Origin of the sequence: Xanthomonas sp. NCPPB 3582 (assembly GCF_041475735.2) — a bacterium.
Taxonomy (GTDB): Bacteria; Pseudomonadota; Gammaproteobacteria; order Xanthomonadales; family Xanthomonadaceae; genus Xanthomonas; species Xanthomonas codiaei.
This window is the reverse complement of record NZ_CM192968.1, coordinates 1-24887: the sequence shown is the minus strand read 5'-3', so window position 1 is coordinate 24887 and position 24887 is coordinate 1. Positions and strand designations below refer to the sequence as shown.

At 65.5% G+C, this 24887-nt stretch carries 22 protein-coding genes and 1 other RNA gene; 7 read left to right on the top strand and 16 right to left on the bottom strand.

Going from position 1 to position 24887, the window contains the following annotated elements; translation table 11 throughout:
- Positions 1 to 1512 (top strand): S41 family peptidase, encoded by a 1512-nt coding sequence (locus ACCQ05_RS00115; RefSeq protein WP_372392520.1) that lies wholly within the window; start codon positions 1 to 3, stop codon positions 1510 to 1512.
- Positions 1513 to 1720: 208 nt separating this feature from the next.
- On the opposite strand, the gene ACCQ05_RS00110 is transcribed toward ACCQ05_RS00115, so the two are convergent.
- Genes ACCQ05_RS00110 through ACCQ05_RS00100 form a run of 3 tightly spaced genes read right to left on the bottom strand, consistent with a single transcriptional unit; the run spans position 1721 to position 3773 of the window.
- A complete protein-coding gene (locus ACCQ05_RS00110) occupies positions 1721 to 2707 on the bottom strand; it encodes a D-2-hydroxyacid dehydrogenase family protein (RefSeq protein WP_372392518.1) in 987 nt (328 codons plus the stop codon).
- Positions 2707 to 3027 (bottom strand): DUF1820 family protein, encoded by a 321-nt coding sequence (locus ACCQ05_RS00105; protein WP_372392517.1) that lies wholly within the window; start codon positions 3025 to 3027, stop codon positions 2707 to 2709. Before ACCQ05_RS00105 ends, ACCQ05_RS00110 begins: the two co-directional genes overlap by 1 nt.
- 53 nt (positions 3028 to 3080) lie before the next feature.
- Complete coding sequence (locus ACCQ05_RS00100; protein ID WP_024939139.1) at positions 3081 to 3773, bottom strand: rhomboid family intramembrane serine protease; 693 nt, start codon at positions 3771 to 3773, stop codon at positions 3081 to 3083.
- 218 nt (positions 3774 to 3991) lie between these two features.
- Here ACCQ05_RS00100 and ACCQ05_RS00095 point away from each other — a divergent pair, with 218 nt between their 5' ends.
- From ACCQ05_RS00095 to ACCQ05_RS00070, 6 genes are all read left to right on the top strand, one after another.
- On the top strand, positions 3992 to 5332 hold the full coding sequence (locus ACCQ05_RS00095) for an outer membrane protein transport protein (protein WP_104543005.1): 1341 nt from the start codon (positions 3992 to 3994) through the stop codon (positions 5330 to 5332).
- A gap of 169 nt (positions 5333 to 5501) precedes the next feature.
- On the top strand, positions 5502 to 6206 hold the full coding sequence (locus tag ACCQ05_RS00090; RefSeq protein WP_372392516.1) for a 2OG-Fe(II) oxygenase: 705 nt from the start codon (positions 5502 to 5504) through the stop codon (positions 6204 to 6206).
- Between the two features lie 173 nt (positions 6207 to 6379).
- Positions 6380 to 7510 carry a PA0069 family radical SAM protein gene (locus ACCQ05_RS00085; RefSeq protein WP_372393851.1) on the top strand — a complete coding sequence of 377 codons (1131 nt, stop codon included), beginning with the start codon at positions 6380 to 6382 and terminating at the stop codon, positions 7508 to 7510.
- 247 nt (positions 7511 to 7757) lie between these two features.
- A complete protein-coding gene (gene cls, locus ACCQ05_RS00080) occupies positions 7758 to 9218 on the top strand; it encodes a cardiolipin synthase (RefSeq protein ID WP_372392515.1) in 1461 nt (486 codons plus the stop codon).
- Positions 9219 to 9288: 70 nt separating this feature from the next.
- Complete coding sequence (locus tag ACCQ05_RS00075) at positions 9289 to 9558, top strand: hypothetical protein (protein WP_372392514.1); 270 nt, start codon at positions 9289 to 9291, stop codon at positions 9556 to 9558.
- Between the two features lie 8 nt (positions 9559 to 9566).
- Positions 9567 to 10334 carry a pyridoxine 5'-phosphate synthase gene (locus ACCQ05_RS00070; RefSeq protein ID WP_372392513.1) on the top strand — a complete coding sequence of 256 codons (768 nt, stop codon included), beginning with the start codon at positions 9567 to 9569 and terminating at the stop codon, positions 10332 to 10334.
- 359 nt (positions 10335 to 10693) lie between these two features.
- Here ACCQ05_RS00070 and ACCQ05_RS00065 read toward each other — a convergent pair whose 3' ends face one another.
- From ACCQ05_RS00065 to dnaA, 13 genes are all read right to left on the bottom strand, one after another.
- Complete coding sequence (locus ACCQ05_RS00065) at positions 10694 to 11101, bottom strand: ExbD/TolR family protein (protein WP_372392512.1); 408 nt, start codon at positions 11099 to 11101, stop codon at positions 10694 to 10696.
- Positions 11102 to 11326: 225 nt separating this feature from the next.
- Entirely contained in the window at positions 11327 to 11740 is a 414-nt protein-coding gene (locus ACCQ05_RS00060) for an ExbD/TolR family protein (protein ID WP_104542995.1), read from the bottom strand.
- 3 nt (positions 11741 to 11743) lie between these two features.
- Positions 11744 to 12166, bottom strand: coding sequence for an ExbD/TolR family protein (locus tag ACCQ05_RS00055; RefSeq protein WP_005912447.1), 423 nt, complete (start codon positions 12164 to 12166; stop codon positions 11744 to 11746).
- 46 nt (positions 12167 to 12212) lie between these two features.
- On the bottom strand, positions 12213 to 12974 hold the full coding sequence (gene exbB, locus ACCQ05_RS00050; RefSeq protein ID WP_029218134.1) for a TonB-system energizer ExbB: 762 nt from the start codon (positions 12972 to 12974) through the stop codon (positions 12213 to 12215).
- 85 nt (positions 12975 to 13059) lie between these two features.
- Positions 13060 to 13731 carry an energy transducer TonB gene (locus ACCQ05_RS00045; protein WP_046345197.1) on the bottom strand — a complete coding sequence of 224 codons (672 nt, stop codon included), beginning with the start codon at positions 13729 to 13731 and terminating at the stop codon, positions 13060 to 13062.
- Between the two features lie 152 nt (positions 13732 to 13883).
- Positions 13884 to 15080, bottom strand: a complete 1197-nt coding sequence (locus tag ACCQ05_RS00040; RefSeq protein WP_228961738.1) for a tetratricopeptide repeat protein — start codon at positions 15078 to 15080, stop codon at positions 13884 to 13886.
- 277 nt (positions 15081 to 15357) lie between these two features.
- Positions 15358 to 16164: a M48 family metallopeptidase gene (locus ACCQ05_RS00035; protein WP_228961739.1), complete on the bottom strand. Its 807-nt coding sequence runs from the start codon at positions 16162 to 16164 to the stop codon at positions 15358 to 15360.
- 337 nt (positions 16165 to 16501) lie between these two features.
- Positions 16502 to 16577, bottom strand: a non-coding RNA gene (locus ACCQ05_RS00030) — sX9 sRNA.
- A gap of 60 nt (positions 16578 to 16637) precedes the next feature.
- Positions 16638 to 17474 (bottom strand): CPBP family intramembrane glutamic endopeptidase, encoded by an 837-nt coding sequence (locus tag ACCQ05_RS00025; RefSeq protein ID WP_372392511.1) that lies wholly within the window; start codon positions 17472 to 17474, stop codon positions 16638 to 16640.
- 67 nt (positions 17475 to 17541) lie between these two features.
- The gene (gene gyrB, locus ACCQ05_RS00020; RefSeq protein WP_372392510.1) at positions 17542 to 19986 is read right to left on the bottom strand and encodes a DNA topoisomerase (ATP-hydrolyzing) subunit B; all 2445 of its coding nucleotides are present in this window, start codon (positions 19984 to 19986) and stop codon (positions 17542 to 17544) included.
- Positions 19987 to 20100: 114 nt separating this feature from the next.
- Positions 20101 to 21207 carry a DNA replication/repair protein RecF gene (gene recF / locus ACCQ05_RS00015; RefSeq protein WP_372394238.1) on the bottom strand — a complete coding sequence of 369 codons (1107 nt, stop codon included), beginning with the start codon at positions 21205 to 21207 and terminating at the stop codon, positions 20101 to 20103.
- Positions 21208 to 22181: 974 nt separating this feature from the next.
- Positions 22182 to 23282, bottom strand: a complete 1101-nt coding sequence (gene dnaN / locus ACCQ05_RS00010) for a DNA polymerase III subunit beta (protein ID WP_064507855.1) — start codon at positions 23280 to 23282, stop codon at positions 22182 to 22184.
- Positions 23283 to 23558: 276 nt separating this feature from the next.
- Complete coding sequence (dnaA, locus tag ACCQ05_RS00005; RefSeq protein ID WP_104542981.1) at positions 23559 to 24887, bottom strand: chromosomal replication initiator protein DnaA; 1329 nt, start codon at positions 24885 to 24887, stop codon at positions 23559 to 23561.

The window sequence follows — 24887 nt, the reverse complement described above, 5'->3', positions numbered from 1 at the left end:
ATGCGCGTAGCCGTCCTGTCCGTTGCCCTGTCGCTGGCCTTGTTCGCGTCGCCTGGTTGGGCGCAGACCGCCCGTCCCGCCGCCGCCGCCCAGGCCACCGCGGACGACCCGGAAGCCGATGAAGCCGCCGTCTCCAAGGTGCCGCTGGACGAGATCCGCCGCTTCGTGGCGGTGTACAACGCGGTCAAGCAGGCCTACGTCGACCCGGTCGAGGACAAGAAGCTGATGCATGCGGCCGTGCGCGGCCTGCTCTCGGACCTGGATCCGCACAGCACCTATTTCGACAAGGAAGACGCCGAAGCATTCGACGAACAGGCCAGCGGCGCCTACGACGGCATCGGCGTGGAATTGCTGCAGCAGCAGGACAACACGCTCAAGGTGATCGCACCGATCGACGACACCCCGGCCGCGCGTGCCGGCATCCGCGCCGGCGATGTGATCGTGGCCATCGACGGCAAGCCGATCGATGCCAGCAAGGCGATGGAACCGCTGCGCGGCGAATCCGGCAGCAAGGTCACCCTGACCATCGTGCGCGACAAGGCACCCAAGCCGTTCGATGTGACCCTGCAACGCCAGACCATCCGCGTGGCCAGCGTGCGCAGCAAGTTGCTGGAGCCGGGCTACGGCTATATCCGCATCAGCACCTTCCAGGCCGACACCGGCGCCGACTTCCAGAAGAACCTCAAGCAGCTGCAGGCCGGCGGCAAGCTGCGCGGCCTGGTGCTGGATCTGCGCAGCAATCCGGGTGGGCTGCTGACCTCGGCGGTGCAGGTGGCCGACGACCTGCTCGACAAGGGCAACATCGTCAGCACGCGCGGGCGCATCTCCATCAGCGACGCCAAGTTCGATGCCACCCCGGGCGACCTGCTCGGCGGCGCACCGGTGGTGGTGCTGGTGGACGCCGGCTCGGCCAGCGCCTCGGAGGTGCTGGCCGGCGCGCTGCGCGACAACCAGCGCGCGCGCATCGTCGGCAGCCGCACCTTCGGCAAGGGCTCGGTGCAGACCGTGCTGCCGCTGGATAACGGCGACTCGGTCAAGCTCACCACCGCGCGCTATTACACGCCCAGCGGCAAGTCGATCCAGGCCAGCGGCATCGTGCCGGAAGTGCAGCTGACGCCCGAGCCGCAGCCGGGCGACGCCGATGTGCCGGCCAGCCTGGCCGACTACAGCGAAGCCACCTTGCCGGGCCATCTGCGTGGCGACGACGAAGGCGAGGAGGGCTACAGCGCCGGCGACGTGCTGCCGGGCGACGGCCCGATCGCCGCGGCCCTGTCCGAACTCAAGCAGCCCGGCTCGGCCGCCAAGGCACAGGCCGCGCGCAAGGCCAAGGCCCAGGCAGCGCAGAAGGCAAAGGCCGCCAAGACCGCCGCCGAGCCCAAGCCGGCGGCAGCGCGGCCGGCAGCGACCGACAAGCCCAAGCCCGCCGACACACCGAGCGCACCGGCCGAGAAAACCAAGCCGGCGGCGCCAGTGGAACCGGCCGCGCCTGCGCCAGCCGAACCGGTCAAGTAATCCGGCCATAGCGCAGCGAGGGAATCACCTCCGCTGCGCGCCGGGCGCAGGCGATGTGCGACGGCACTGCCGCGCCACTGCATGCAGTCGCCGATACGCGGCGCCACGGCGCTGGCCAGATCCAACATCAGCAATCGACCCCGAGGCGCTTGCAGGAACGACCCTGGCCGCGACACGCCTGCCCGATCGCCCCATTTTCAAACATGCGCTATCGCGCTATCGCCGACGCCTCTGGATTGACCAGATTGCGCGGTGCACCGGCGGCAAACGCCAGTACGTTGTCGAATGCGGCCTCGAAATACTGCTCGTAGCTGTCGCGCTCCACATAGCCAAGATGCGGCGTGGCCAGCACGCGCGGATGCTGCAGCAGGGCGTCGTGCGCATCGAGCACGGGCTCACGCTCGAATACATCCACCGCCGCCTGCGCAGGCCGGCTGGTCTCCAGCGCGGCCAGTAAGGCACCGGGGGCGATCAGCTCGGCGCGGCTGGTGTTGACCAGCAAGGCATCGGTGCGCATGCGCGTCAGATCCTGCGCGGTGACCTGGTGGCGGGTCTGCGCGGTCAGCCGGCGATGCAGCGACAGCACATCGCTGCGTTCGAACAGCGCCTGGCGGCTGTCGGCGATGGCGAAGCCATCGCGCGCCGCCTGTGCGCACGATTCTTTGCCGCCCCACACCAGCACCTGCATGCCGAATGCGCGCCCGAAGTGCGCCACGCGTTGGCCGATGCGTCCGTAGCTCCAGATGCCCAACGTGCGCCCATGCAGCATGCGGCCCAGCCCGGGATCGCCAAGCGCCTGCCAGCGGCCCTGATGCAGGGCCCGCTGGTAATCGCCCAGACGCCTGCTGGCCGACAGGATCAAGGCCCAGGTCAGTTCGGCCGGCGCCACCGGCGAGCCGACGCCTTCGGCCACCGCCACGCCGAACTGGGTGCAGGCGGCCACGTCCACATGCACGCCGACGCGCCCGGTCTGGCTGATCAACCTGAGCCGTGGCAGCCGCAGCAGCAGCGTGGCATCCACGCGCGTGCGTTCGCGGATCAGCACCAGCGCATCGGCTTGGACCAGACGCTCGGCCCATTCGTTGGGATCGGTGGCGAGCGCGCCGAGGACCTGCACGTCATGCCCCTGCAAGCGCTGCAGGCAGTGCAGCTGACGCACGGCGCCCTGGTCATCATCGGGCACCACAATGCGCATCAGCGTGGCTTGCCCAGCAGCGGGAAGGGCGTGACCACCTTGTCGCCGGTGGCGGCATCGCGGATCACCGACTGGCCTTTCTTTTCCACCTCTTCGATGCGCACGATGCTCTGCATCGGCAGGTGCAAGGTCTTGGTGTTGCCGAATTCTTCGCGCAGGCGTTCTTCGGTGGGATCCACCACCAGCCCGTCGTGCACGTCGAAGACCAGCTCGCCGATCTGGTTGAAGCCCCACAGATGGCTGCCGGTCACCTCGCGTGCGTAGAGCTCATACACCTTGCCGTGATTGAGGAAGGTGACCTTGTACAGAGGCTTGGACATGCGCCGATTATAGGCGCGCCAATGCAGTGGACGCAGTCGCGCCGCGTGACGCGCTAGAACCCGTGACGCTTGCGCAGGCGCCGGGCGATGGCCGCGCGCACATACAGCCCGTAGACGATGCCGAACACGAAGCCGGCGATATGTGCCGACCACGCCACCATGCCGAACGCCGGGCCGATATAGGCGAACACCACCTGCAGCAGCGCCCATGCGCCGATCAGCAGCGGCGCCGGCACGCGGATGAATTCCAGGAACAGCCCCAGCGGCAGCACCACCCCGAGCTTGGCACCGGGAAACAGCGCCAGGTAGGTGCCGATCAGGGCCGACACCGCGCCCGAGGCGCCGATGATCACCCGATCCGGCGTGCCGATGGCGAAGATCGCCGCCAGGTTGGATGCCGCGCCGCCCACCAGGAACAGCAGCAACAGTCGCCACGGCCCCAGGATGCGTTCGGCCGGCAGCCCGAAGATCAGCAGGAACACCAGGTTGCCCAGCAGGTGCGACCAATCGGCATGCAGGAACAGCGCGGTGAACAGCCGCAGCACGCTGCCGTCGCGCAGCGTCGCCCACCAGTCGCCCAGGTTGGACACGCCGCTGGACAGCGCGCCCCAGTCCAGCCACAGCGTATTGCGCGCCTCGCCCGGCCGGCTGATCGACCACAGATACGCCAGCCATACCGCGGCGAACAGCAGCGGCACCGCCCAGCGCGGGGTGGGCTTCTTGCGGGAGGGGAGGGAGACGAACATCGGATTGGCACAATAGCCGGTCCACGGGCCTGAACCCAGCCCCAACCCAGCCGCGCGTTCAGGACTAAAGCCGTTATTGTTCGGTTAATCGTGGTGGGTATACTGCGTACGGCGTCGTATGTCGGGGGGGGGTCTCCGGCGCGCTCCAGGCACTGGATTGGTGCTGGGCGCGGGCGCTGAACCGACCATTGCAGTCTTTATCCGGAGAGCTACAACTTATGTCTACCGCTTCCACTCTCAGCCGCGCCACCCTGCTGGCCGTTGGTATCGCCGGTGTGCTGGCCGTTGGCCAGGCGCACGGCGCCGCATTCCAGCTGAAGGAAAACAGCGCCAAGGGCCTCGGCCGCGCGTTCGCAGGCTCGGGCAGCGCCCCGGATGACGCCTCGATCATCGTCAACAACCCAGCCGGCATGCGCCAGCTGGACGGCCGCATGTTCCAAGCCGACGTCAGCGCCATCCACTTCTCGGCCAAGTTCGATCCCGAGACCGCCAACTACGCCAACGGCGCGCCGGTTTCCGGCGGCAACGGCGGCGACGCCGGCATGATCGCGCCGGTGCCGGCGATGTATTTCCACGTGCCGTTCGGCGAGAACGACAACATGCACCTGGGCACCTCGCTGACCGTGCCGTTCGGCTTCAAGACCGACTACGACCGTGACTGGGTGGGCCGCTACCACGGCACCAAGACCGAGCTGCAGGCGCTGGACTTCAACGTCGCGTTCTCCTACGACGTGAACCCGTACGTGTCCTTCGGTGCCTCGGTGTTCGCCGAGCGTCTGGATATCGATCTGGCCAATGCAGTGGACTTCGGCAGCATCCTGGCTGCGCGTCGCGTGCCGGGCTTCGCGCCGGGCAGCGCCGATGGCTACTCGCGCATCAAGGGCGACAGCACCGAAGTGGGCTTCACCCTGGGTGGCTTGTTCAGCATCGACGAGAACACCCACATCGGTTTCAGCTACCGCTCGCAAGTGGAGCACAAGATCACCGACGGCGATGCCGACTTCACCACCCCGCCTAACGCCGCTGCCGTGCTGGGTATCGCTGCGCCGGGTACCTTCGTCGACACCAAGGGCCGCGCCACCGTCAAGCTGCCGGCCAGTGCCACCGCCAGCTTCACTCACAACGTGAACGAGCAGTGGTCGATCATGGCCGACGTGACCCGCACTGCCTGGAGCAAGTTCGACCAGGTAACGGTGGACTTCGCCTCCAACCAGCCCGACAGCCTGCTGGACTTCTCCTACCGCGACACCACCTTCGCCTCGATCGGTGCCGACTACCGCGTGAGCGACACGCTGACCCTGCGTGGCGGCCTGGCCTACGACCAGACCCCGACCACCGCCGAGCACCGCGACGTGCGCGTACCCGATGCCAGCCGCAAGTGGGTCTCGCTGGGTCTGAGCTGGCGTCCGTCGCAGCAGGCCGAATACAACTTCGGTTACACCCACCTGTTCGTCAGCGACCCGACCAGCGACACCCGCAGCGCCACCGGCGATCGACTGGCCGGCAGCTACGACGTGCAGGGCAACATCCTGGCCGCTTCGATCAACTACAAGTTCTGATCGTCGCAGCAGGCAACGCGTCCCGGAAAAACCCCGCTTCGGCGGGGTTTTTCTTTGCGCTGCCGGATGCATGCGCCGCACGGGGGCAAGGCCTGCGACGTGCCGGCCCGACGTGCGGCAGGCAAGGGGACCGGTGCAGTCGGCGGCGTGGGTTGCTATGGTCGTGCGCATGAGCCAACCCGACTTCATCCAGATCACCGACAACGCCATTGCGGCCGACGACTGCGCGGCCATCGTGCAGCGCATGCGCGAAAGCCAGCAGCTGCATCCGGGCCGCATCGGTGGCGGCGTATTTCCCGAGCTCAAACACAGCCGCGATCTGCGCATCAGCGGCGTGGACGCATGGGCCGCGGTGGAGAGTCGCCTGCAACAGGCCGTGTTCGACGGTGTGCTGACCTATCTGCGCACCTATCCACAGGCGCTGATCTCGCCGTTGATGCTGCAGGTGACCACGGCGGACGGCACGCCGCACCGGCTGGTGGCCGAGGACATCGTGCAGATGAGCGACCAGGCGCTGGGCGATCTGGCACGCACCTGCCTGCGTCCGGGCGCGATCAATCTGCAGTGGTACGCCGCCGATCAGGGCGGCTACCCGTACTGGCATTGCGAGCTGTATCCCCGCGATGCCAGCGCCGACACGCTGCACCGGCACCTGCTATGGACGCTGTACCTCAACGACGATTTCGCGCAAGGCGAAACCGAATTCCTGTTCCAGCAACGCAAGGCGCGCCCGCGCACCGGCAGCCTGCTGATCGCGCCCACCGCCTTCACCCATACCCACCGCGGCAACCGCCCGGTGGGCGGCGACAAGTTCATCGCCACCAGCTGGATTTTGTTCCAGTCGGCGCAGGTGTTGTATGGAGCTGAGCGGTGATTCGGGAGTCGGGATTGGGGATTGGTTAAAGGCTGGTTGATCGGCGGTGCGGGTTGGCTGTGTTTTGTAGGCAGGCTTCAGCGGCGGCGGGCTTGGTCGCGCGCTTCTATGCCGGTGGCGGCATTTCAGCCGCCCTGCTTGCTGCGCGGGTTGTTAGCATTAATACTAACGGCATGCCTACCAAGAATGTTCAAGCGGGCGCTAGCGACGGGGCCGATCGGGATGTTCGTAGCTCGCGGACGGTGATCAAGGGGCGCGGCACCACGTCCTATGTGCCCGGTCGCTTCTCGGTCACCACTGCCACCGAGATCGATGATGGCTGGGGCACGGTGGAGGCGGAAGCCGAGACCGTCGTACGTCCCAGGACGGTGGTGACGGAAGAGGTTGCGCGCAGCATCATCAGCCGCAACAACTCGCCCGACATCGGCTTCTCGCAGTCGGTGAACCCTTATCGCGGCTGTGAGCATGGCTGCGTGTACTGCTTTGCCAGGCCCTCGCACGCCTATCTGGATCTGTCGCCCGGCCTGGATTTCGAGACGCGGATCTTCGCCAAGCCCAATGCCGCGGCGCTGCTGCGCGCAGAGATCGCGCGCCCCTCCTACCAGTGCTCGCCGATCGCGCTGGGCATCAATACCGACGCCTATCAACCGGCCGAACGGCACCGCGGGATTTCCCGGCAATGCCTGGAGGTGCTGGCCGAGGCGCGGCACCCGGTCAGCTTCGTGACCAAGGCGGCCTTGATCGAACGCGACATCGATGTGCTGGCCGAGATGGCCCAGCACAACCTGGTGTCGGTGTATTTCTCGGTGACCACGCTCGACAATCGCCTTGCGGCGAAGATGGAGCCGCGCGCCGCGGCGCCGCATGCACGGCTGCGCGCAATGCGGGCCCTGCACGAGGCCGGCGTCCCGGTGGGCGTGCTGGTGGCTCCAGTGATTCCGATGATCAACGACACCGAACTTGAGCGCATTCTGGAAGCGGCCAGGGCGCATGGCGCGCGCTCGGCCGGCTATGTGGTGCTGCGCCTGCCACACGAGCTGACCCAGCTGTGGCGCGAATGGCTCGAGCTGCATTATCCGGATCGCGCCAGGCACGTCATGAGCCTGATCCAGCAGATGCGTGGCGGCAAGGACTACGACAGCCGCTTCGGTCGGCGCATGGTCGGCGAAGGCCCGTTTGCGGAGCTGATCGCGCAACGCTTTTCGATTGCGTATCGACGCCTTGGCTTCGGGCGGCTGCCACGGCTCGATACCAGCCAGTTCCGTGCACCCAGGCCGCAGACACCGCAGCTGGCCCTGTTCTGATCCTGCTGGGTGGGGTCCTGCCCACCCGCGATGCCGGAATGGGCGTCGGCTCTGACTCGTGTGTGCGGCGCGTCCGGTGCCAGGCGGGTGCCAAGCACGCTGTCGGCAATCGCCTCCCGGGTCGACATCGGCGGTACCGGATGACGCCCAGCAGTGCACAGGCCAGCAGCTTGGCTCGCACCGTTGCTGGCGCCAGGTCGGTGCCAACGGTCATCGCAACACCGTGTGCGCCCCGTAGAATCCGCGCATGCCCGCACTTGCACAGGGCGCTTGGGATTGGCTGGCCAACCTTCCCCATCTCGAAGCGCTCCTTCTGGCCGCCTACGTGCTCTACCTGCTGTGGATCGCCAGCTGGATCGTGCTGCAGAAACGCGAGCCAGTGGCCACGCTGAGCTGGGTGTTGTCGCTGGCGGCACTGCCGTACCTGGGGCTGCTGATCTATTACTGGCTGGGCCCGCAGAAGGTGAAGCGGCAGCGTCTGCGCCGCGGCCGCTCGCGCTCGGGCATGGAGAGCTACAGCAGCGTGTGCCCGCCGGATGCCGATTGCACCGAGCTGGCCAAGATCGGCCAATCCACCACCGGCCTGGCACCCAGCACCGCCACCGAAGTCCATTGGCTGGTGGATGGCGCGGCCACCTACGCCGCCATCATCGAGGCCATCCGCGACGCACGCGACCACATCCATCTGGAGTACTACATCTTCCAGCCCGACCACAGCGGCACCGCGATCTGCGATGCGCTGATGGAACGCGCCCGCGCCGGGGTCAAGGTGCGCTTGCTGATGGATGCGATCGGCTCCTCGGCGATGACCCGGCGCGTCCTGCGCACGCTGCGCGAGGCCGGCGTGGAAACCGCCTGGTTTCACCCCTCGCAGTTCCTCAAGCCGTTCAAGCGGCCCTGGCTCAACCTGCGCACTCACCGCAAGTTGGTGGTGGTCGACGGCCGGGTCGGTTTCACCGGCGGCATCAACGTCACCGACGAGGAGAACGAGCGGGTGCGCGCCGATGCCTACCGCGACCTGCATGTGCGCCTGCAGGGCCACGTGGTGCGCAGCCTGCAGCTGGTGTTCCTGGAAGACTGGCTGTATGCCACCGGCCAGGGCCGCGCTGCCTTCCACGGCCAGCAGCTGTGGCCGGAGGATGTGCCCACCCGCGCGCAGGGCACGGTCGATGCGCAGGTGCTGGTATCCGGGCCGGATTCGTCATGGGAGGCGATCCACCGGCTGATGGTGGCCGCCATCCATGAGGCCAAGCATCGCGTCTGGCTGGTCACCCCGTACTTCGTACCCGGCGAAGCCGCACGGATGGCGCTGACCTCGGCCGCGCTGGGCGGGCTGGACGTGCGCCTGCTGGTGCCGCGGGTCAGCGATTCGCGCCTGGTCACCTACGCGGCACGCTCGTATTTCGACGAGCTGCTGGAGGCCGGCGTGCGCATCTACGAGTACGGCCCGCGCATGCTGCACACCAAGGCGCTGCTGGCCGACGACGAGGTCTGCATCGTCGGCAGCGCCAATTTCGACAGCCGCAGCTTCCGCCTCAATTTCGAACTGTCGATGCTGTTCCGCGACCAGGCGTTGGCCGCCGAGCTGGCCGGCATGATCGGCACCGACCTGCAGCACGCGCAGGAGGTCCTCTTCGTGCGCCTGCGCCCGTTGTGGCGCTCGCGCCTGCCCGAGGCCTTCGCGCGGCTATTGTCGCCGCTGCTCTGACACCGCCCGCCCCACGTAGAACCGGACCGGGCGCAGCGCTACACTGCCGCCACTCAATGGGGAGCTCGTCATGCACTGGCTGTTTCTGCTTATGGCACTAGGTGCGCTGGTGCTGGCCTTCAGCACGCCGCACGTGTGGTTGCTGGTGGTCTCGCTGCTGGTGGCGCTGGTGCTGTTGCTGCTGTGGACACGCGGCTGGTTTGCCTCGCGCATGGGCGACACCCAGCGCGACACCAGCAGCATGATCGACCCGGCCGAGCTGCGCCGCCTGCGCGAAGTGGCCGAGGCCCGCAAGGCGGCGGCACCGGCCGCGGCGCGCGACGGCGAGCCGCAGGCCTGAGTGCACCTGTGACCACCCGGCTCAGCGTCAACGTCAACAAGATCGCCGTGCTGCGCAATTCGCGCGGCGGCCGCGACCCGGATGTGGTGGAGGCCGCACGCGCCTGCATCGCCGCCGGTGCGCACGGCATCACCGTGCATCCGCGCCCGGACCAGCGGCATGTTCGCGCCGACGACGTGCTGGCGCTGAGTGCGCTGACCCGCGAACACGGGGTCGAATTCAATATCGAAGGCAATCCGTTCGCGCCGCCACGCCCCGGCTACCCGGGGTTGCTGGAGCTGTGCCGTGCCACGCGTCCGGAGCAGGTGACATTGGTCCCCGACAGCGACGGCCAGCTCACCTCCGACCATGGCTTCGATTTCGCGCAGGACACCCCCCAGCTGGGCGAATTGATCGCCGCCTTCAAGGCACTGGGCAGCCGCGTCAGCCTGTTCGTCGATGCCGGCAATGCCCGGATCGGCGAGGCGGCGGTGCTGGGTGCGGACCGCATCGAGTTGTATACCGGCCCCTATGCACAGGCGCATGCCGACGGACAGCCAGCCGATGCGTTGGCCGGGTTCGCGGACGCCGCGCGTCGCGCCGCAGCACATGGCCTGGGGATCAATGCAGGCCATGACCTGTCGCAGGCCAACCTTGGCGATTTTCTCGCCAGCGTGCCGGGCGTGCTGGAAGTCTCGATCGGCCACGCCTTGATCGGAGAAGCGCTCTACCAGGGATTGGACGCGACAGTCCGCGCCTACGTGCACCTGCTGCACACGGCAGGCGCGCCGGCATAGCAACCGTGCCCGGGCACGAGCGCTGTGCTGACGCCCGGCCAACCATCGCGGCAGGCCAACGCAGCGCTCCGCGCGGTAGCCGTCATCGCGCCACCTAGGTCGACGGACAATGCAGCGCATGCCGGCAAGTGCGCTCGCCTGGTCGCGCCGCGGTGTCGCGTGCAGCGGCGCAGCGGCGCTCGCAGCGGGCATTGGCGCGGCACAGATGAGCGAACGGCAGCACCCGGACCCACAGGCCTGGAGATGAGGTGCGGGTTGCGGCCAGATGGCGGTGGCCCGGCCCGCGGCCACGGCCGCTGCGACGCCTACGACCAACGCAGTCGCTGCCGTGATGCAGCGACCGCGCTGCGACTGCGGGACTATTGCACGAACGCGATGCGTTGCACCTGGGCGTTCTTGGCCGCGGCGAGCACCTTCGCCAGGGTTGCATACTCGGCATCCGGGTTGGCGCTGATGCGCAGCTCGGGCTGATTGCCGGCCCTTTCGCGCATCTGTTCGGTCAATCGCGACTGCAGCGCCTGCAGGCTCACCGGGCTGGCGTTCCAGAACAGCTGGCCATCGGCATCCAGGCGCAAGGCGATGGGTGCAGGCGGTTCCAGTGGCGTGTGCGGCTGGCGGCTGGCTTGCGGCAGGTCCAGCGCGATCGTGCGCGTCACCATCGGTGCGGTCACGATGAAGATGATCAACAGCACCAACATGACATCCACCAGCGGCGTGACGTTGATGTCGGCCAACGGTCCCCGAGTCCCTGTCGTACTGAAAGCCATGACTGCCTCCGGTTCTGTGATCGTGGGTACTGCTCGAGCGAGCATACACCTGCCATAACCACTTGGTAGAGCGGCTTGTCGGCGGGTCGAAGAGGCGCGGTGCTGACGTGCTTTCGTGCGATCGAAAGCGCGTCAGCGGACCGTGGCACGCAGAAAAAAACGCCACCGTTTCCGGTGGCGTTGCAGTCGCGTCATGACTGTGGTGTTGCGGTCGTACAGATACGTTTACTGCTGCATGAAGCCGATTTTCTTCATCTGCGAGTTCTTCGCAGCGGCCAGCACCTTGGCCATCACGTCGTACTCGGCATCTTCGTTGGCGTCGATGCGCAGTTCCGGCTGATTGGTCGGATCGGCCTGGACCACTTCTTCCATCTTCTGCTGCAGCTGATCGACCGGTGTCGGACTGTTGTTCCAGAACACCTGGTTGCTGGCGTCGATACGCAGCTCGATCGGCGGCGGCGGTTCGGTCGTCTGCGGTGGCGGGTTGAGTACCCGCTGCGGCAGGTCCACGGCGATCGGGTAGGTCATGATCGGCGCGGTCACGATGAAGATGATCAGCAGCACCAGCATCACGTCCACCAGGGGCGTGACGTTGATGTCGGCCATCGGCCCACGGCCTCCACCAGTACTAAATGCCATGGCTTATTGCCCCTTGACTTTGGTTGCAACAAAACCGACGTCCAGCATGCCCTGACCCTGCGCGATCTTGGTGATCTCGTTGATCGTACGCATCTTGGTAGTGCGGTCGCCGCGCAGGTTGAGCGGCGGTTGCGGGGTCTGCTGTGCGGCGGTGGACAGGCGCGATTCCAGGGCTTCCTTGGAAATCGGCTCGTCGTTCCAGTACAGCGACCCGTCTTCCTTGACGGCCAGGGTGATCGGCGCGGCGCGTTTCTCCGCATCTTCCTTCTGGATCAAGTTGGCCTCTGGCAGCTCCACCTTGACCTTGTGGGACATCAGCGGCGCCGTAATGATGAAGATGATCAGCAGCACCAGCATGACGTCCACCAGGGGCGTCACATTGATGTCGGCCATCGGGCCGCCGCTGTTTCCACTACTGAAGGCCATAACGGGCTCCGTCTAAATCGTTGCGAAGGCGTTCTTGACGACCGGATTAGCGAACCCGCGAACCGGTGGCGAAGAAGTCGTGCAGGTCATGGGCAAAGGTGTCGAACTTGGCGATCACCGAGCTGTTGACCTTGGAGAAGAAGTTGAAGGCGAACACGGCCGGGATGGCGACGAACAGACCGATCGCGGTCATGATCAGCGCTTCACCCACCGGGCCGGCAACGGCGTCGATCGAGGCCGAACCGGTCGCACCGATCTTGATCAGCGCGCCGTAGATGCCCCACACCGTACCGAGCAGGCCGACGAACGGAGCGGTCGCACCGACGGTGGCCAGCAGGGTCATGCCCGACTGCAGCTTGGTGCTTTCGCGGGTCACGGCCTGACGCAGGGCGCGATCGACGAATTCCGAACGGCTCAGGCTCTCGCCCAGGCCACCGGTGTTGCCTTCGGCGCGCTGGTGGTGGGCAGCTGCCTGGGCAGCGTCCAGTGCGATCTTGGAGAACGGCTCGGAAGCCGGCTGTTCTTCCATGGCGCGGATGGCGTCCTGTGCATTCGGGGCATCCCAGAACGCGGTGGTCACGCGGTCAGCCGCGCTCTTCAGGCGGGTGGCACGGAAGATGTTGATGACGGTCCAGTACCAAGAGGCAGCGGACATGGCGATCAGGGTGATCAGCACGACCCAGGACACGGCGAAGTCGCCGGGGCTGGAGGTCATTTCGGTGATCAAGTGCTCGAAGCCCATCTGCGACAGAGCGGCCGACGGATTGGAGCCCCCTGCAGCGGCGGCGATAAAGAATTCCTGCAGCATGACGCTTACCTTTGTTGTGTGTGGTGATGAAGGGTGGAGCGAAAGGAAGACAGGATCCTGGGCCAGCCGAAGCCGGCCCGTGGGATCAGTTCAGAGCAAAGTTGACCGGGACGCGGACGCGTCCGGCGGCTTTCTGCCCGTTGACGGTGGAGGCGTTGAACTTCCACTTGCGTGCTGCGTCCATCGCGGCACGGTCAAGGTCGCGGTTGCGGCTGGACTTTTCGACCGACACGTTGGTCACGTTGCCGTTGGCGTCCACATCCACGATCAGGATGACCTCGCCCTGGACGCCGGCACGGAATGCTGCCGGCGGGTACTTCGGCGGGTTCATGTTCTTGGACGAGATATCGACACTGGCGCCGATGTCACTCGGCGGTTGCGGCGGAGCCGGCGGGCTCGGCGGCGTGACGATATCGCTGGGACGCGGTTCGGGAACATCGACGACCGGCGCTTCCGGCGGCGGCGGAACCGGTGACGGCTTCGGCGGCGACAGATTCTTGACCGGCGGTGGCGGCTTGTCTTCCGGCGGCGGCGGCGGCGGCGGCGGCGGGGGAGGAGGCGGTGCATCCACCAGGGTGACCATGGTGGTGCGCTCCTTCTCTGCCGGAGCCTTCGGCGCCACTGCAGGGATCAGCAACATCATCAGTGCAGTGAGGTGCAGGGCAATTACAAAAGCAATACCGATAATGCGGGCCCAGCTCAGACCCTGGTTCCCGGCATCATAGTCATGCCTGTGGATAACGAGTTGTTCCGTCATGCGCCAATGGCTCTTTCAGTGGGGGCCCGGATCACTGTGATGATCCCCAGGTTTTCGGACGGCTTTGACACCGCAGGAACTCCCAAGCTTATACCAATCCCGAGTCCTGTAACCACTAAAAACACAGGGATTTCGGGGGTTTATTTTCTTTTTTACTTCAGGTTGATGATCTTCTTGGCGTCTTCGGGTTTCTTGACGCCCTTGGCGATCGCCTGCTGGGCGGCCTGCTTGGCCTCCGGGATGCGACCTTCCGAATGCAGCACCTTGGCCAGATTCAGGTAGGTCTCGCCGTCCTTGGAAAGCGGTGCGGCCTTCTGCCAGTTCTCGATCGCCTTCGGCACGTCCTCGCTGTAGTAGTACGACTGCGCCAGTGCGAGGTATGTCTGATAATCGGGCTTGAGGATGCCTTTTTGCATACCCTCATTGATCACCGCGATGACGTCCTTTTCCTTGTTCTCGGTGTTGGCGTAGATCGAATACAGCTGCTTGTATTCCTTCTCCTCGGTCAACTGCCCGGCGGCGCGCAGCTTGTCCATCACGCCCGCAGCCTTGTCCATCTGATCGGCCTGCATGTACATGCTGGCCAGATTGAGCTGGGCCTTCTTGTCGTTGGGCGTCTTGGCGGCCAGGGCTTCGGCGGCGGCGACCGCTTCGCCGGTCTGGCCGGCTTCGGCGTAGGACGCCATCAGCAACTGGTTCCAGCTGTCCTTGGGCTCGGGCGAGGCGGCGATGGCCTGCTTCAGGATCGGGATCGCTTCCTTGTAGCGCTCGGCCTGGTACAGCGCCTGGCCCTTGAGGATCAGGTCTTCCGGCCGCTGCGACTTGCTCTCTTCCAGATACTTGTCCAGCGTGGCCAGACCCTCGGCCTGCTGGTCGTCCTGCATCTGCAGCTGGGCCAGCATCAGCATCGACTGGAACTGGCCGTTGTTGTCCAGCGCATTCAGGCCGATGGCCTGCTGCAGGTACTTCTTGGCGCCTGCGGTGTCGTCCAGGTTGTAGGCGGCCTGCGCAGCGAGTTGCGCAGCGAGCGCCTTGTCGGCTTCGTTTGCCGCGCCATTGGCGAGGATTTCATCGGCTTGGCTGCGCACGGCGGCGTAATCTTCGCCCTTGTTGAAGGTTTCGATCAGCTTCTGCAGCTTGCTGCTGAGCTTGGACGAGGGCTTGATCGTCGGCGCCTGGCGGGTGGACTGCGGGTACAGCTCTTCGGCCTTGCCGCTGTTCTTGGATTTGCGGCTGGCGCGCTCGGACGAGCGGTCCGACTGTGCGACCGCGTCGGTGATGACAGCCCCGCCCAGGGACGCTGCGATGAACAGGGACAACAGGGCTTGCTTGCGGTTGAGCAGTTTCATGTTTCACCTCGGACGAGCCGCCGTCGGGCGGTACGAAAAGCGGAATGGAAGCTGTACGAAAAATCTGAGCCGGCAAACTTAGCAGAAAGTCCCAGTTCCCGAAAACGGTTTCCATGCTGTGTTGCGACAAACCGGATGAACGGCCTCTGCTTAGGGCGGCTAACGCGACGTCATCGGCAGGGCGCGCATGGCTGCGGCAGGGCGCTCGGCCCGACGCGGCACGCTTCGCACCGTTGATTGCATGGATCCTGCCGGGACGTCCGGCCGGGTCGCGCGATCAGCCGCACTTCGGCTTGCGCCCAGCTTGCTGGGCCTGCTGGTAGACGGGCTCTAGCTGATTGACGTCGGCCTGCAGCTCGCGGATGCGGTTGGCCGGATCGGGGTGCGTGGACAGCCACTGCGGCTGACGGTTGCCACTGGCGGCCATCATGTTCTGCCACAGGTTGACCGCCTGGGCCGGATCGAACCCGGCCTGGGCCATCAATCGCTGCCCGACGACGTCAGCCTCGCTTTCCTGGGTGCGCGAGCCGGGTAATAGGAACACTGTCTGAGCCGTCATGCCGCCGACTTGGTTGACCGCACTGGCCGCACCGTCGCCGTACGCCGCACCGGCCAGGGCACCGATGATCCCAAGCCCGGTCTGCGCGCCGAGCTGGCGGGTGATGCGTTCTTCGTGATGCCGCGAAATCACGTGGCCGATTTCATGCCCCAGCACGGCCGCCAGTTGGTCCTGGGTCTTGGCCACGGTGAAGATGCCGGTATTGACGCCGACCTTGCCGCCGGGCAGGGCGAACGCATTGGCTTCGTCATCGACGAACAGCGCGGTCTCCCATTTGGTCTCACGCCACTGCGGCGGCAATTGCGCCACCAGCGCATTGACCACGCATTGGACGTAGGCGTTCTGCCGGCCGTCGGTGCTGACCTTCTCCTTGGCCTTGGTCTGCGCAAACGACTGCGCACCCAACTGGTCAAGCTGTTCCTGCGACACGCCTCCCACCACCTGGCGACGCCCGGTCGGCGAGGTCGTGGTGGCACACGCCGTCAATGCGAGCACGGCAATAACGATCAACCGCTTGGCTTTCATTGGATCCCCCTGTAACCCTGCGGGCCATTTTGGCAGGCTCGTCTTAACTTTTCGTCAAGCGAGCTGGATTACCCGTAAAAACATAGCCAAGTGCAGGCCGCGCATACCGTTGCTGCGCTGGAAGCGGCGCGCGCAGGCGATGCAGCTGCCTGCGCAGGACGGTCAGAGAGCGGCTCAGGCGATGTCGGGCTGACTGGTGGCGAGGAGAGCGCAGCGGTCGATTGCCGGAGATCATGTGGATGACGCACAGGTCCCGTAACGGCGACCAGTGCTCAGCATGTCCGGGCCCCGTCCGCACCCGCGAGGCGGTTGCGCGGCCTGTCCGCCACGCTTGCAGCGCCCAAGAAACATGGCGAGCGGTCGTCAGGTGGATACAGATGGCGCGGAGGAACCGGGATGTACGAGTGCTACATACCGATTCCGGGCACGACCGCGCCCGCCTAGGGGCCGCGCAGTAGGTCTGCTGGCTGCTCTTAGCCGAAGCCGAAGAAATACAGCGCAGCCAGGGCGGTGGCATTGTTGATGCCATGGGCGGCGATGGGCGCCCACAAGGTGCCGGTGCGCCAGTACAACCAGGCAAATGCCGCACCCATGCTGCCGTAGACCAGCCATAGCTGGACGATGGCGGCCGCGCCATTGCCGCTGATGCCGGGCACCTCATGCACCAATGCGAACAACACGCCGCTGAGCACCACACCCAGCCAGGGGCGGCCGGCGGCCAGCAGGCGGCCGAACAGCACCCGCCGGAACAGCAGTTCTTCGTACGCCGGCGCGATCAGCACCGCAAAGACCGTCAGCGCCAGTGGCCATTGCTCGATCGCCTCTTCCATCAGCGGCAGGTTGGTCGGCACCGGCTTGATGCCCAGCGCCGAGGCCGCCACGCTGACCAGGTTGCTGAGCAGGAAGACCGCCGCCGCGACCAATGCTGTCCAGCCCCAGGTGGAAGTCCGCCTCACTGCCGCGCGCGAGTCGGCCTGCTCGCGCGCGCTTGCGCGGCGGCGCCAGTAATACAGCAGCACTGCCGGGGTGGCGGTGCTGACCAGGGCGGTGAGCAATTGCACCATCACCCCGGGTTGGCCGATCGCGGCCATGACCTCGGCGGGCGAGGGCGTCAGGCCCTGCGCCTTGGCCGCCTGTACGTGGGCGATGCCGCGGAACGCGCCCCATAACGCGAAACCGGCCACGCTCAGGCTCAGCAACAGACCGATGGCGATCAGTGCATCGATGCCGAACCCGAGCAGCACCGGCAGCAGCGGCGGCTTGCCAGCGGCACCGGGCTGCGCCGGGGAATGGGGGAGATCTGTGCGCATCGTCGTCCTGCGAACGCCGTATCGCCGACACAGCACCATGGCGCTGCGCCGGTCCGACAACGGCGGCTCAGATATCCAGGTTGGAGACCTTCAGCGCGTTGTCCTCGATGAAGTCGCGGCGCGGTTCCACCACATCGCCCATCAGGGTGCTGAAGATCTGGTCGGCGGCCACCGCATCCTCGATGCGCACCTGCAACAGCCGGCGCGTGTTCGGGTTGACCGTGGTCTCCCACAGCTGCTCGGCGTTCATTTCGCCCAGGCCCTTGAAGCGCTGCACCTGGCGGCCCTTCTTGGCCTCTTCCAGCAGCCAGGCATGGGCCTGGCCGAAGCTGGTGATGGGGTGGGATTTGTTGCCGCGCACGATCTGCGCGCCCTCGCGGACCAGACCGTGCAGCGCCAGCGCCACCTCGCGCAGCGGACGCAGCTCGCCGCTTTCGAATGCGCCCATCGGCAGCACCTGGGTGAATTCCTCGCCCATGTGACGACGAATCGCCACCAGCGTCGCCGCGGTGTTCTCGGTGGCCGGGTCGAAGCGCAGCTGGTAGCGCGGCGTGCCCAGGGTGCCGCGATTGAGCACGGCCTGCAGCGCATCCAGGGTGGGGTGGACGTCGCCTTCGGCCTGCAGCTGGGCCACGTCCAGTGGCGGCAGGTCGATCAGCGCGGTGAGCAGGGCGGGATCGTAGCGGTGCGCATTGCGGGCGATCGCATCGTTGGCACCAGCGAACAGCAGCAACAGTTTTTCCAGCGCCTCGCCGGTGATCGGCGGTTCGTCGGCTGCCGGAATCAGCGCCGCACCCTCCACCGCACTGCTGGCCAGGTAGGCATTGAGCGCGGCATCGTCCTTGAGGTACAGCTCGCTCTTGCCCTGCTTGAGTTTGTACAGCGGCGGCAGACCGATGTATATGTAGCCGCGCTCGATCAGCTCCGGCATCTGCCGGTAGAAGAAGGTCAGCAGCAGGGTACGGATGTGCGAGCCGTCCACGTCGGCGTCGGTCATCAGGATGATGCGGTGGTAACGCAGCTTGTCCGGGTTGTACTCGTCGCGACCGATACCGGTGCCCAGCGCGGTGATCAGCGTGCCGACCTGGTCGGAGGCCAGCATGCGATCGAAGCGGGCGCGTTCGACGTTGAGGATCTTGCCGCGCAGCGGCAGCACCGCCTGGTTCTTGCGGTTACGGCCCTGCTTGGCCGAGCCGCCTGCCGAGTCACCCTCGACGATGAACAGTTCCGACAGCGCCGGATCCTTTTCCTGGCAGTCGGCCAGCTTGCCGGGCAGGCCGGCGATGTCCAGCGCGCCCTTGCGGCGGGTCAGGTCGCGCGCCTTGCGCGCGGCCTCGCGCGCACGCGCGGCATCGACGATCTTGCCGGTGATGGCCTTGGCTTCGTTCGGGTTCTCCTGCAGGAACTCCTGCAGGCGCGCGCCGAAGGCGTTTTCCACCGCCGGACGCACGTCCGAGCTGACCAGCTTTTCCTTGGTCTGCGAGGAGAAGCTGGGGTCGGGCACCTTGACCGACAGCACGGCGATCATGCCTTCGCGCATGTCGTCGCCGGTCAGCGAGACCTTGGCCTGCTTGGCGATACCGTTCTGCTCGATGTAGGTGCTCAACACCCGGGTCAGCGCACCACGGAAGCCCGCCAGGTGGGTGCCGCCGTCCTTTTGCGGGATGTTGTTGGTGAAGCAGTACATGGTTTCCTGGTAGGCGTCGGTCCATTGCAGGGCCACGTCCACCACGATGCCGTTGTGCTCGCCGGTGACCGAAATCACGTTCGGGTGCAGCGGGGTCTTGAGCTGGGCCAGATGCTCCACGAAGCTGCGGATGCCGCCTTCGTAGTGGAAATCGTCACGCCGGCCTTCACCACGCTCATCGATCAGGGTGATCCTGACGCCGGAGTTGAGGAAAGACAGCTCGCGCAGGCGGCGGGCCAGGATGTCGTAGTGGAACTCGACGTCGCTGAAGATTTCCACCGCGGGCTTGAAGCGCAGCGTGGTACCGCGCTTGGTCGAGGCCTCCAGCTGCTTGAGCGGGTACTGCGGCTCGCCCAGCGCGTATTCCTGCTGGTAGTGGAAGCCGTCGCGCCAGATATCCAGCCACAGGTGTTCGGACAACGCGTTGACTACCGACACGCCCACGCCGTGCAGGCCGCCGGACACCTTGTAGCTGTTGTCGTCGAACTTGCCGCCGGCGTGCAGCACGGTGAGGATGACCTCGGCCGCGGACACGCCTTCTTCCTTGTGGATGTCGACCGGCACGCCGCGGCCGTTGTCGGACACAGACACCGAGCCGTCGACCAGGATCTTCACCACGATGTCGTCGGCGTGGCCGGCCAGGGCCTCGTCGACCGAGTTGTCGACCACCTCGAAGACCATATGGTGCAGGCCGGTGCCGTCATGGACATCGCCGATGTACATGCCGGGCCGCTTGCGGACGGCTTCCAGGCCTCGCAGCACGGTGATCTTGCTGGAGTCGTAAGTGCCGTTGGGGGTCGTCGGGGTGTTCTGTTCGTCGGTCATGCGCGTGCCGTTGGCTCCACAACACGGGCGCAGACGGCGGCAGCCGCTTCGCACCGTGGGAAAAGGGGGATTAGCGCTGAAATTATACCAGTCGGCCCGCATCGGCCGTTGGGCTCACGACAAGGCTGCCTGCTGGATGAGCGAGCCGTGTTCCACGTGGAACCGGTGCAGTAACCCGCCGGCGTCGGCCAGCCCTGGCGGCGTCTCGGTCGCCGTGATCAGAACCTGCGCCGGGGCCTGCGCCAGTCGCTGCAGCACCCTGGCCTGGTGATGACGGTCCAGCTCGGACCCAAGGTCATCCAGCGCAATCACCGGCCATTCGCCGCGCTCTCGGGCAAAGTCTTCCGCCTGGGCGAGCAGGCAGGCAAGAGCAGTTAGCTTGGCCTGGCCCCGCGACAGCGCATCCTTGCCGGGAAGCATAGCGAACTGCGGCGCCCAGTCGGCGCGGTGCGGCCCCTGCGAGGTATAGCCGTTCTGGCGATCGCGCTCGCGTGCCAGCAGTAAGGCATCTGCCAGCGACACCTCGTGACGTTTCCACCCCGGGGCGAAACTCAACGCAGACAGCCCCAGGGAGGGTGCGATGGCGGTGGCGACCGGGATCAGGCACTCCTGCAGTCGTTCGAGGTAGCGCAGTCGCCTGGAGGTAAGTGTTTCTCCCGACTCGGCAAGCTCATGGTCCCAGGCATCCAGCATCCTGGGCTGCGCCCCCTGCTTGAGCAGGGCATTGCGCTGCTTGAGTGCACGCGCATAGCGACGCCATAGCGCCAGGAAGTCAGGTTCCACGTGGAACAAGCCCCAATCCAGGAAGCGCCGACGCGGTTCGCCCCCACCGCTGATCAGGACATGGCTCCCCGGCTCGAATGTCACCACGGCAAGCGCCGCGCAAAGGGTCCCAAGCTGGGCGACATCCTCTCCGTCGAGCCGCCCCGTCCATTCCTGCCCACTATGGCGAAGGCCAGCGCGCCGCGTGCGGGCCAGTGCGGTGCCGCTGCCCTCGCGCCATTCCACGAAGACCTCGAGCTCGTTGGCGCCCTGCTGGATCAATCCATCGCGCACCCGGCCGCGGAAGCTACGGCCATAGGCCATCAGGTGCAGTGCCTCAAGCACGCTGGTCTTGCCTGCGCCGTTGTCACCCGTCAGCAGGTTCAGCGCGCCGGCAGGATAGAGCTCCACTGTCTCGAATCGACGCAGTCGATGGATGGACAACCGCACTACGTGCATCGATCGGGGTACTCCGGGCTGTGATCCGGCGTTTCCGGTCGCAGCGGAGGATACGTGATTGAGCGGCGTGCGCGCAGTCAGCTTCGAAACCTGGCAGGCCGTAGCCTGGGGATAACTTGGGGACAAAAAAGCGGATGGAGACCCTGGAAAGACTTGTCCACAAGCTATCAGGCTGAAAACAGGCCTTAAAACACAGGGTTTCGAGCCATTAAAGTCGATCTAAAACAGACACTTAACCTACTTTTCGGCGAAATCTGCTCCTACCATCACTACAAAGCTCTTAAGTTATTTATAGATTTAAAAGCAAAAGCAGATGTGCATAAGTCAAAACTTGCAGCTCCTTGAGGGTGGAGCAGGCTGCAAGTCAGGGACTTCAACCTGAAGTAAGAGCGACGAGAGCAGAGATGAGGTCGGCGGACTTGTCTCTCGCACCTATGAGACCTGCTGGTTGAGCTCGACCAGCACCCCATCTCATTTGATGTTGACGGATCGAGCACTGGTAAGTCGATATGTGAGACTTGGTCTCTTTGGTGTGTTTTTACTGGCAGCTTTTCAGGCATGCGGTGCGATAGGGGTCGGAGACTAGCGAAAAGCTCCATTCATCCAGAGCATTCAATGTAGACCACTGCTCCGAGGAGCGTGGTCTTTGCCGGCGTATCTCATCGTTGCGTACCGCAACAGCGATACTCCGCACTGCAGCCAAGCATCTGTCTGCGGTAGCTCGCCCAGACAACCGTTGTTGCCTGTCGTCCGTCGACACCGCGCGCCGGGAGCGCTTATCGTCACAAGAGATGTGCCCCGGGTATGCCCCAACATCGAGCCACTGACGCTTGGGACTATCGATGCACGACTGCCGCCCCCTTTCGCTCCCAGGACGTCCTGCTTTATCCAAGGCTCGGCTTCGTCAGTGGAACTTCGCCCACGAAAAAGCCCGGCTTTCGCCGGGCTTTCCGTGTTCCACGTGGAACGCAAGGTCAGAGGCGCAGCGGCATCACCACATGACGCGATTTCTCGCTGCTGGCCTCACGCACCAAGGCAGACGAATTCGCATCGCGCAGCTGGATGACCACGTGCTCGTCGCGCAGCGCGGACAGGGCGTCCAGCAGATAGTTCACGTTGAAGCCTATGGCCAGGTCGTCGACCTTGGTGTCTGCCTCGATCTCTTCCTGGGCCTCTTCCTGCTCGGGATTGTGGGCGCTGATCTTGAGCTGACCCGGCGAGACCTCCACGCGCACGCCACGGTACTTCTCGTTCGACAGAATCGCCGCACGCTGCAGCGAGGCACGCAGCGCTTCGCGATCCACCTTGACCTCGCGGTCGGCGCCGATCGGAATCACCGCCTCGTAATCGGGGAAGCGGCCATCGATCAGTTTGGAAGTGAAGGTGACATCGCCGCGCTTGACGCGGATATGGCTACGACCGACTTCCAGCTCGACCTCGCGGTCTGCCGCTTCCAGCAGGCGCAGCAACTCGGTCACGCCCTTGCGCGGCACGATGATCTGGCGCTTGGCACCACCGGATTTCTCCAGCTCGGTTTCGCACAGGGCCAGGCGGTGGCCATCGGTCGCCACGCAACGCAGCAGACCATCGCGCAGGTCGAACAGCAGGCCATTGAGGTAATAGCGCACGTCCTGCTGCGCCATCGCGAACGCCGTGCGCTCGATCAGTTCCTTCAGGCCCGCCTCCGGCACGGCCACGCGTTCGGTGGCTTCGACTTCGTCAACAGACGGGAAGTCGTTGGCAGGCAGGGTGGCCAGCGTGAACCGGCTGCGTCCTGCCTGCACCGTGACCTTGTCGCCGGTCTGAGAGATGGTGACGCGGCTGCCGTCTGGCAGGGCACGCAAGATATCGAACAGCTTGCGCGCCGGGATCGTGGTTTCGCCATCCTGCGCGTCTTCCACCATCGTGCGCGAGATCATTTCCACTTCCAGATCGGTACCGGTCAACGACACCTGACCGTCCTTCACCTGCACCAGCAGGTTTGCCAGAACCGGCAAGGTTTGACGGCGTTCGACCACATTGACCACCTGGGCCAACGGTTTGAGGAAGGCTTCGCGCTGCAGTGTAAAACGCATGTGGTTCCGTGCCCCTATGCTTTAAAAATAAATGGATAAATCAAAAGCTTGGTGGTGATGGTAGGGCCGTTTTCAGCGGATAACCACCATAACGTCTTGTTCTTAAAGGAATTTCAGCACCCGAAAGCCGTTGGACTACTGCCCCTGGTGGCGCGGTAAAACCTGTGGATAGTATTCCGTACCAACCGCGGCGCAACGTTATCCACAGATTCTCCCGCATTTGACCCCAACTGATCCACGCTTTTTTCCAAGCGTGCCGAAAAGGGCCTCGAACCCTCATTCGCTGAGCTTGCGGATCAGCTTTTCCCAGTCCTCGCGCAGCTTGCCGTCGGCCTCCATCAGCGTGCGGATCTGCCGACAGGCATGCAGCACGGTGGTGTGGTCGCGGCCGGCGAAGGCATCGCCGATCTCGGGCAGGCTGTGTTCGGTGAGCTCCTTGGCCAGCGCCATCGCCACCTGACGCGGGCGCGCCAGCGAGCGGGTGCGCCGCTTGGAGAGCAGGTCCTTCATCTGCAAGCCGTAGTAGTCGGCCACGGTCTTCTGGATGTTGGGGATGCCGATGGCCTGTTGCTGCGCGCGCAGCAGGTCGCGCAGCGTCTCCTGGGCGAATTCCACCGTGATCGCCCGCCCGGTGAAATTGGCCCGCGCCACCAGCGTATTGAGCGCCCCTTCGAGGTCGCGCACGTTCGAACGCATCTTCTTGGCGATCAGGAACGCGACGTCGTCCGGAATATCGGCGCCGCGCTCGCGTGCCTTGGCCAGCACGATCGCCGCGCGGGTCTCGAAATCCGGCGGGTCGATCGCCACCGACAGGCCCCAGGCCAGGCGCGACTTGAGCCGCGGTTCCAGGCCCTCGACCTCACGCGGGTAGCGGTCGCAGGTCAGGATGATCTGCTGGCGGCCGTCGAACAGCGCGTTGAAGGTGTGGAAGAACTCCTCCTGCGTGCGGTCCTTGCCCGCGAAGAACTGGATGTCGTCGATCAGCAGCGCATCGATCTGCTGGAACTGGCGCTTGAACTGGTCCATCGCCTTGTCCTGCAGCGCCCGGATCATGGCACTGAAGAACTGCTCCGAGCGCAGGTACATCACCTTGGCGGCCGGGTTGGCCTGGCGCAGCGCGTTGCCGGCCGCGAACATCAAGTGGGTCTTGCCCAGGCCGGTGCTGCCGTACAGCAGCAGCGGGTTATGCGCACGGTCGCCGGGCTTTTGCGCGGCCTGGATCGCTGCCGCCAGCCCAAGCTGGTTGCTGCGGCCTTCCACGAAGTTGGCGAAGGTGTAGTGCGAATCGAGATTGCCGGCGAACGGCACGATCGGCGCGGCGACCGGCGCACTGGGCGCCGCCGCCGGTGTGGGCAGCGGTTCCGGCGCACGCGGTCGCGACCCCACCGCCAGCGCCACCTCGCCGTTGCCGGCGAAATAGGCCAGCAACTCGCGGATGCGGGGCAGGTAGCGTTCGCGGACCTGGTCGACGATGAAGGCGTTCGGGGCGTACAGCACGATGCTGTCGCCGCGATCTTCGGCTTGCAGGGGTTTCAACCAGGTGTGGACATCTTCGGGCGGGAATTCGGCTTCGAGACGTTCCAGACAGCGGGGCCAAGCATCCAT

What these genes read in the sequence shown, in the direction of transcription:
- ACCQ05_RS00110 (WP_372392518.1), bottom strand. Translation starts at nt 2,707, where the DNA reads ATGCGCATTGTGGTGCCCGATGATGACCAGGGCGCCGTGCGTCAGCTG.
- ACCQ05_RS00095 (WP_104543005.1), top strand. Translation starts at nt 3,992, where the DNA reads ATGTCTACCGCTTCCACTCTCAGCCGCGCCACCCTGCTGGCCGTTGGT.
- ACCQ05_RS00075 (WP_372392514.1), top strand. Translation starts at nt 9,289, where the DNA reads ATGCACTGGCTGTTTCTGCTTATGGCACTAGGTGCGCTGGTGCTGGCC.
- ACCQ05_RS00090 (WP_372392516.1), top strand. Translation starts at nt 5,502, where the DNA reads ATGAGCCAACCCGACTTCATCCAGATCACCGACAACGCCATTGCGGCC.
- dnaN (WP_064507855.1), bottom strand. Translation starts at nt 23,282, where the DNA reads ATGCGTTTTACACTGCAGCGCGAAGCCTTCCTCAAACCGTTGGCCCAG.
- cls (WP_372392515.1), top strand. Translation starts at nt 7,758, where the DNA reads ATGCCCGCACTTGCACAGGGCGCTTGGGATTGGCTGGCCAACCTTCCC.
- gyrB (WP_372392510.1), bottom strand. Translation starts at nt 19,986, where the DNA reads ATGACCGACGAACAGAACACCCCGACGACCCCCAACGGCACTTACGAC.
- ACCQ05_RS00035 (WP_228961739.1), bottom strand. Translation starts at nt 16,164, where the DNA reads ATGAAAGCCAAGCGGTTGATCGTTATTGCCGTGCTCGCATTGACGGCG.
- ACCQ05_RS00025 (WP_372392511.1), bottom strand. Translation starts at nt 17,474, where the DNA reads ATGCGCACAGATCTCCCCCATTCCCCGGCGCAGCCCGGTGCCGCTGGC.
- ACCQ05_RS00085 (WP_372393851.1), top strand. Translation starts at nt 6,380, where the DNA reads ATGCCTACCAAGAATGTTCAAGCGGGCGCTAGCGACGGGGCCGATCGG.
- exbB (WP_029218134.1), bottom strand. Translation starts at nt 12,974, where the DNA reads ATGCTGCAGGAATTCTTTATCGCCGCCGCTGCAGGGGGCTCCAATCCG.
- recF (WP_372394238.1), bottom strand. Translation starts at nt 21,207, where the DNA reads ATGCACGTAGTGCGGTTGTCCATCCATCGACTGCGTCGATTCGAGACA.
- ACCQ05_RS00105 (WP_372392517.1), bottom strand. Translation starts at nt 3,027, where the DNA reads ATGTCCAAGCCTCTGTACAAGGTCACCTTCCTCAATCACGGCAAGGTG.
- ACCQ05_RS00045 (WP_046345197.1), bottom strand. Translation starts at nt 13,731, where the DNA reads ATGACGGAACAACTCGTTATCCACAGGCATGACTATGATGCCGGGAAC.
- ACCQ05_RS00065 (WP_372392512.1), bottom strand. Translation starts at nt 11,101, where the DNA reads ATGGCTTTCAGTACGACAGGGACTCGGGGACCGTTGGCCGACATCAAC.
- ACCQ05_RS00100 (WP_024939139.1), bottom strand. Translation starts at nt 3,773, where the DNA reads ATGTTCGTCTCCCTCCCCTCCCGCAAGAAGCCCACCCCGCGCTGGGCG.
- ACCQ05_RS00115 (WP_372392520.1), top strand. Translation starts at nt 1, where the DNA reads ATGCGCGTAGCCGTCCTGTCCGTTGCCCTGTCGCTGGCCTTGTTCGCG.
- ACCQ05_RS00060 (WP_104542995.1), bottom strand. Translation starts at nt 11,740, where the DNA reads ATGGCATTTAGTACTGGTGGAGGCCGTGGGCCGATGGCCGACATCAAC.
- dnaA (WP_104542981.1), bottom strand. Translation starts at nt 24,887, where the DNA reads ATGGATGCTTGGCCCCGCTGTCTGGAACGTCTCGAAGCCGAATTCCCG.
- ACCQ05_RS00040 (WP_228961738.1), bottom strand. Translation starts at nt 15,080, where the DNA reads ATGAAACTGCTCAACCGCAAGCAAGCCCTGTTGTCCCTGTTCATCGCA.
- ACCQ05_RS00055 (WP_005912447.1), bottom strand. Translation starts at nt 12,166, where the DNA reads ATGGCCTTCAGTAGTGGAAACAGCGGCGGCCCGATGGCCGACATCAAT.